The 5,924-nt window shown below is 59.5% G+C and carries 6 protein-coding genes; 4 read left to right on the top strand and 2 right to left on the bottom strand.

The features are described 5' to 3' along the window. Together AAAB16_RS04510 and AAAB16_RS04505 are read right to left on the bottom strand one after the other, a co-directional pair. The coding region (locus AAAB16_RS04510) for a CoA-acylating methylmalonate-semialdehyde dehydrogenase (RefSeq protein ID WP_340662264.1) at positions 1-1,263 on the bottom strand (1,263 nt) is incomplete at its 3' end. A 348-nt stretch (positions 1,264-1,611) separates the two neighbouring features. Next, the gene (locus AAAB16_RS04505) at positions 1,612-2,529 is read right to left on the bottom strand and encodes a LysR family transcriptional regulator (RefSeq protein WP_340662263.1); all 918 of its coding nucleotides are present in this window, start codon (positions 2,527-2,529) and stop codon (positions 1,612-1,614) included. 131 nt (positions 2,530-2,660) lie between these two features. Between AAAB16_RS04505 and AAAB16_RS04500 the strand changes: the two genes are divergently transcribed. From AAAB16_RS04500 to greB, 4 genes are all read left to right on the top strand, one after another. Continuing rightward, positions 2,661-3,359 (top strand): CoA transferase subunit A, encoded by a 699-nt coding sequence (locus tag AAAB16_RS04500; RefSeq protein ID WP_110615074.1) that lies wholly within the window; start codon positions 2,661-2,663, stop codon positions 3,357-3,359. A gap of 18 nt (positions 3,360-3,377) precedes the next feature. Next, positions 3,378-4,040: a CoA transferase subunit B gene (locus AAAB16_RS04495; RefSeq protein ID WP_340662262.1), complete on the top strand. Its 663-nt coding sequence runs from the start codon at positions 3,378-3,380 to the stop codon at positions 4,038-4,040. 14 nt (positions 4,041-4,054) lie between these two features. Then, entirely contained in the window at positions 4,055-5,236 is a 1,182-nt protein-coding gene (locus tag AAAB16_RS04490) for an acetyl-CoA C-acetyltransferase (RefSeq protein WP_340662261.1), read from the top strand. 128 nt (positions 5,237-5,364) lie between these two features. Next, positions 5,365-5,844, top strand: coding sequence for a transcription elongation factor GreB (greB, locus tag AAAB16_RS04485; RefSeq protein WP_340662260.1), 480 nt, complete (start codon positions 5,365-5,367; stop codon positions 5,842-5,844). Positions 5,845-5,924: the final 80 nt, after the last annotated feature.

Below are 5,924 nucleotides of genomic sequence, written 5' to 3'. Positions count from 1 at the left end.
AATGGCCGTGCCGTTGCCATTGGGGTTGGCGTTAATCAGGGCGATGGCCTCGTCCAGGCTGGCGGCATTGAGCACGCAGAGCACTGGACCGAAAATTTCCTCGCGGTAGATACGCATAGTTGGGGTTACATCGCTGAACAGCGTCGGGGCGATAAAGTTGCCGCGTTCAAAGCCAGGCACCGTCGGGTTGCGGCCATCCAGCGCCAAGGTCGCGCCTTCTGCAACGCCGGCTGCAATCAAACCGTGAATCCGCTCCAGCGCCGCACAGGACACCACCGGCCCCAGGTCGGCACCTGCTTCGGTGCCGGCATTCAGGCGCAAGGTTTTGCTGCGCTCCACCAGCTCGGGCAACCAGGTTTGCGCTTCGCCCACCAGAATGACCGTCGACAGCGCCATGCAGCGCTGGCCCGCGGCACCAAAAGCCGCGCCCACCAGGTTATTCAGCGTCTGTTGACGATTGGCATCAGGCATCACGATGGCGTGGTTTTTCGCCCCCATCATGCATTGCGCGCGTTTGCCGTTTTGCGTGGCGCGGTTGTACACATGGGTGCCGACCTGGGTTGAGCCGACAAACGATACGGCTTTGATCTCGGGGTGGTCGCACAGCCGGTTCACCACCTCGGCGCCGCCATGCACCACGTTCAGCACGCCGGGCGGCACGCCAGCCTGCATGGCCAATTCGACCAGGCGCATGGTCACCATGGGGTCCTGCTCGGAGGGTTTGAGCACAAAGGTATTGCCGGTGGCGATGGCCATGGGAAACATCCACAGCGGAATCATCGCCGGGAAGTTAAACGGCGTGATGCCCGCGCAGACGCCCAGCGGTTGCAGCAGGGTGTAGGTGTCCACGCCACCAGCGACGTTGTTGGCCAACTCGCCCAACTGCAAATTTCCAATGCCCGCGGCGTGCTCGACCACTTCCAGGCCGCGGAACACATCGCCTTCAGCATCGGCCAGGGTTTTGCCTTGCTCGGCGGTGAGCAGGGCGGCGAGCTCGTGCATATGCTCGCGAATCAGTTGCTGGTATTTGAGGAATATCCGCGCGCGGGCGCCGATGGGTGTTTTGCGCCAGGTTTTAAAGGCCTCAGCTGCGGCGCTGATAGCGGCATCGACCTCGGCCTGCGTGGCGAAGGGCACCCGCGCCAGCACTTGCTGGGTCGCTGGGTTGATGATGTCGCGCCATTGGCTGCTGGTGGAGTCGATCAGCTCGCCGCCGATCAACAGTTTTACGTTGGGGACAGCGCTACGTTCGGTCGTTTGCATTGTTGTTATAACTCCGGCTTGAGCAGAGGTTGGGCAAATCGATACGAGGCTGAGCTTAGCAGTGTGGTTTTTGCCGATATAGGGTGGCGTTGTGCTGGCGCTTAGGAATTTGCCTACGGGTATTTGACTTGTTTTCTACAGAGCACTTTTGCTCTGTTTGCAATTCTCCCCGCCTCATTTCTGGCCGGGTTTTCCATCATGCAACAACCATCCGACAACACTCGCTCTGTTACCTCCCGTGGTCTGCTCACCGTTACCGGAAGTGCTTTTCTTCTCCTGATCGGGCTAGGAGCCCAGCCCGATTTTCCCGCCCGCCTCTATGATTGGCTCAGTCACGGCCAGCAACTCTTACTCTCCTTGTTTTAAACCGATCACATTTGTTTCTCCGGGCCTGGCGGCCAATAAGGTGTCGTATAACGCCTCTGCGGCCACCGACAATTCGTGATCGGCCTTACGTAAAATCCCAATGGCGCGTTCGATAACTGGCTCACGCAATGTGAGGCAGCGAGCGCCCAGCTCAAGCATCTGCTGCACGCATAACGCCGGCACGGCGCTAACGCCCAAACCGCTCGCCACCATCCTTCCCACCGTCGCCAACTGATGGCTTTCAAACGCCACTGGCAGTTTCAGGCCGCGCTGACGCAAGTGGTCTTCCAGCATAAAACGCACAGTAGAAGGGCGTTGCAGGGTGACAAACGGGTGTTCTAGCAGCGTTGCCCAGTCCACTTCCTGCTGTTCCGCCAACGGTGAATCCGCGGCTACCACGGCGACAAACCGATCCACATACAGTGGAGTGAAATGCAGGCTGGCGTCCGCCTCCGGAGCAAAGGCAATGCCCAACTCCACCTGGCGGTCGCGGACCATCTCAATCACCTGTTCGTTAATCACGTCGTTAACCGTGACATTCACCTTGGGATGTCGCGCACGAAACTGCACCAGTAGCGAGGGCAGCAGGTTGCCGGCAAACGACGGCATGGCCGCCAGGGTTACTCGGCCCTGTTGCAGGGTGAAGCGCTGGCGCAGTTGGTCTTCCGCGTTTTCCCAATCGGCCAGCAGACGCCGCGCCAGCGGCAGCAGCGCTTCACCTTCCGGGGTCAGGCTGACGGTGCGCGTAGTACGGCTAAACAGACGCCCACCTAAACCCTCTTCCAATCCCTTGATGGTCAGGCTTAACGCTGATTGCGACAGGTACAAACGCTCGCCGGCCTGAGCAAAACTCAGGCTTTGTGCCACCGCCAGAAAGGCGCGTAGTTGTTTAACCGTCATGGCCAGGCTCTCTGTTGACTATGCTGTTTTATCAATCAATTCATTTTAAAAATCAACTTAACAAATGAATTGCCGAGGGCAACACTCTGGCCTCCTTTTAAAAACAACTTCAACAACAGAGGCGACGCCCCATGGCAGGTTTCGATAAACGTGTGGGTTCCTACGCCGAGGCGCTGGCTGGCCTTGAGCATGGGATGACGGTCATTGCTGGCGGCTTCGGCCTGTGCGGCATTCCGGAAAACCTGATTGCCGAGATCAAACGCAAAGGCGTGCGCGACCTGACCGTGGTCTCCAACAACTGCGGTGTCGATGGCTTTGGCCTGGGCGTGCTGCTGGAGGACCGGCAGATCCGCAAGATGATCGCCTCGTATGTCGGCGAAAACGCCCTGTTCGAAAAGCAGCTGCTCAGCGGCGAGCTGGAAGTTGAACTCACCCCACAAGGCACCCTGGCAGAAAAAATGCGCGCTGGCGGTGCCGGCATTCCTGCCTTTTTTACCGCCACCGGGGTTGGCACGCCGGTCGCCGAAGGCAAAGAAACCCGCGAATTCAATGGCCGCCAATACCTGATGGAAACCGCCATTACCGGTGATTTTGCCATCGTCAAAGGCTGGAAAGCCGACTGGTTTGGCAACGTGGTATACCGCCACACGGCGCAGAACTTCAACCCACTGGCCGCCACCGCCGGCAAGATCACAGTGGTTGAAGTGGAAGAAATCGTCGCCCCTGGCGAGCTCGACCCTACGCAGATCCACACCCCCGGCATTTATGTTGATCGCCTGATCTGCGGCAGCTTTGAAAAACGCATCGAACAACGCACCGTGCGCGCCTAAGCGAGAGAGAACAACAACATGGCACTTACCCGCGAACAAATGGCTCAACGTGTCGCCCGCGAATTGCAGGACGGCTACTACGTCAACCTTGGCATCGGCATTCCCACCCTGGTGGCCAACTACATCCCCGACGGCATGGAAGTGATGCTGCAGTCGGAAAACGGCTTGCTCGGTATGGGCGCTTTCCCCCGCGCTGACGAGATTGACGCCGATATGATCAATGCCGGCAAACAAACCGTGACTGCGCGCATCGGCGCCTCGATTTTTTCCTCGGCCGAATCCTTTGCCATGATCCGTGGCGGCCATATCGACTTGACCGTGCTTGGTGCCTTTGAGGTGGACGTGCAAGGCAATATCGCCTCGTGGATGGTGCCGGGCAAACTGGTCAAAGGCATGGGCGGGGCGATGGATTTGGTCGCCGGTGCGGAAAATATCATCGTCACCATGACCCACGCCTCGAAAGACGGCGAGTCGAAACTGCTCGCCCGCTGCAGCCTGCCGCTGACCGGTGCCGGCTGTATCAAACGGGTGCTAACCGACCTGGCTTACCTGGAAATCGCCGACGGCGCTTTTATTCTTAAAGAGCGCGCGCCGGGCGTGAGCGTTGAGGAAATCCAGGCCAAAACCGCTGGCAAGTTGGTAGTGCCGGAGCATGTGCCGGAAATGCAATTTGCTGTCTGACCAGGAGCGTTCCCATGCAAGACGTCGTAATTGTTGCCGCGACCCGTACCGCCGTCGGTAGTTTCCAGGGCGCCTTGGCCGGCATTTCTGCTGTGGACCTCGGCGCGGCGGTGATTCGCGCGCTGCTAGACCAGACTGGGCTGGATGGCGCCGAAGTGGATGAGGTGATCCTCGGCCAGGTGCTGACTGCCGGCGCCGGGCAAAACCCCGCGCGCCAGGCGGCGATCAAAGCCGGTTTGCCGGTTGCCGTTCCAGCGCTGACCTTGAACAAAGTCTGCGGCTCGGGCCTGAAAGCGCTGCACCTTGGCGCCCAGGCGATTCGCTGTGGCGATGCCGAGGTGATCATCGCCGGTGGCCAGGAAAGCATGAGCCTGGCGCCCTACGTAATGCCCGGCGCCCGCACCGGCCTGCGCATGGGCCACGCCCAAGTTATCGACAGCATGATCACCGATGGCCTGTGGGACGCCTTTAACGACTACCACATGGGCATCACCGCAGAAAACCTGGTGGAGAAATACGGCATTAGCCGTGAGGAGCAGGACGCTTTCGCTGCCGCTTCGCAACAGAAAGCCGTTGCCGCGATAGAGGCTGGTCGCTTTACAGACGAGATCACTCCGATCCTGATCCCGCAGCGCAAAGGCGACACGATCGCCTTTGCCACCGATGAGCAGCCGCGTGCCGGCACTACCGCCGAATCGTTGGCCAAACTTAAACCCGCCTTTAAAAAAGACGGCACCGTCACCGCTGGCAATGCCTCCAGCCTTAACGATGGCGCGGCTGCCGTGCTGCTGATGAGCGCGGAAAAAGCACAGGCCTTGGGCCTGCCGGTACTGGCGAAAATCGCCGCCTATGCCAACGCCGGTGTTGACCCCGCAATCATGGGCATTGGCCCGGTATCGGCAACCAAACGCTGCCTGGAAAAAGCCGGTTGGACCCTCGAGCAACTGGACCTGATCGAAGCCAATGAGGCCTTTGCGGCACAGGCGCTGTCTGTCGGCAAAGAGCTCGGATGGGATGCTAGCAAGGTCAACGTCAACGGCGGCGCCATCGCCATCGGCCACCCCATCGGCGCCTCAGGCTGCCGGGTGTTGGTGACCTTGCTGCACGAAATGATCAAGCGTGACGCCAAGAAAGGCTTAGCGACTTTGTGCATCGGCGGCGGCCAAGGTGTGGCGTTGGCCCTGGAACGCTCGTGATTCGTAGGGTGTGCTATGCGCACCAATGTGTTGGCGCCGATATCCCTTGGTGCGCGCAGCACACCCTACAACGTATGCGGCAGGCGCGCTAAGATCTCGCGCCTCAACCCGATACGGTAAACCGCAGCGTGAGCACGCAGATCATCACCAAAGAAGGTAACGAAGCGCTTAAGCAAGAGCTCGATTACCTCTGGCGAGTCAAACGCCCCGACACCACGCAAAAGGTCACCTGGGCAGCGTCCCTGGGCGATCGCAGCGAAAACGCCGACTACCAGTACAACAAAAAACTCCTGCGCGAAATCGACCGCCGCGTGCGCTATTTGCGCAAGCGTCTGGAAGATATGCGCGTGGTGGAATACAGCCCGGAACAGGAAGGCCGCGTTTTTTTTGGCGCCTGGGTGGAAATCGAAAACGAAGAGGGCGACCAGAAGCGGTTTCGTATTGTCGGCTACGACGAAATCCATGGCCGTAACGACTACATCTCCATCGACTCGCCGATGGCGCGGGCGTTGTTGAAAAAGGAAGTGGGCGACGAATTTATGGTCGTCACCCCGGAAGGCGAGAAGTGGTGGTGGGTGAATGTAATCGAGTATGTGAAGCCCACTTAGGTCCTGCTGTTGTAGGGTGTGCCGTGCGCACCAAGGCCATTACCGCAGATGGCCCAGGCGCACACAGCACACCCTACGGT

The organism is Pseudomonas sp., from assembly GCF_037994325.1.
Classification (GTDB): domain Bacteria; phylum Pseudomonadota; class Gammaproteobacteria; order Pseudomonadales; family Pseudomonadaceae; genus Aquipseudomonas.
This window is presented reverse-complemented; position numbering and strand designations above follow the sequence as displayed.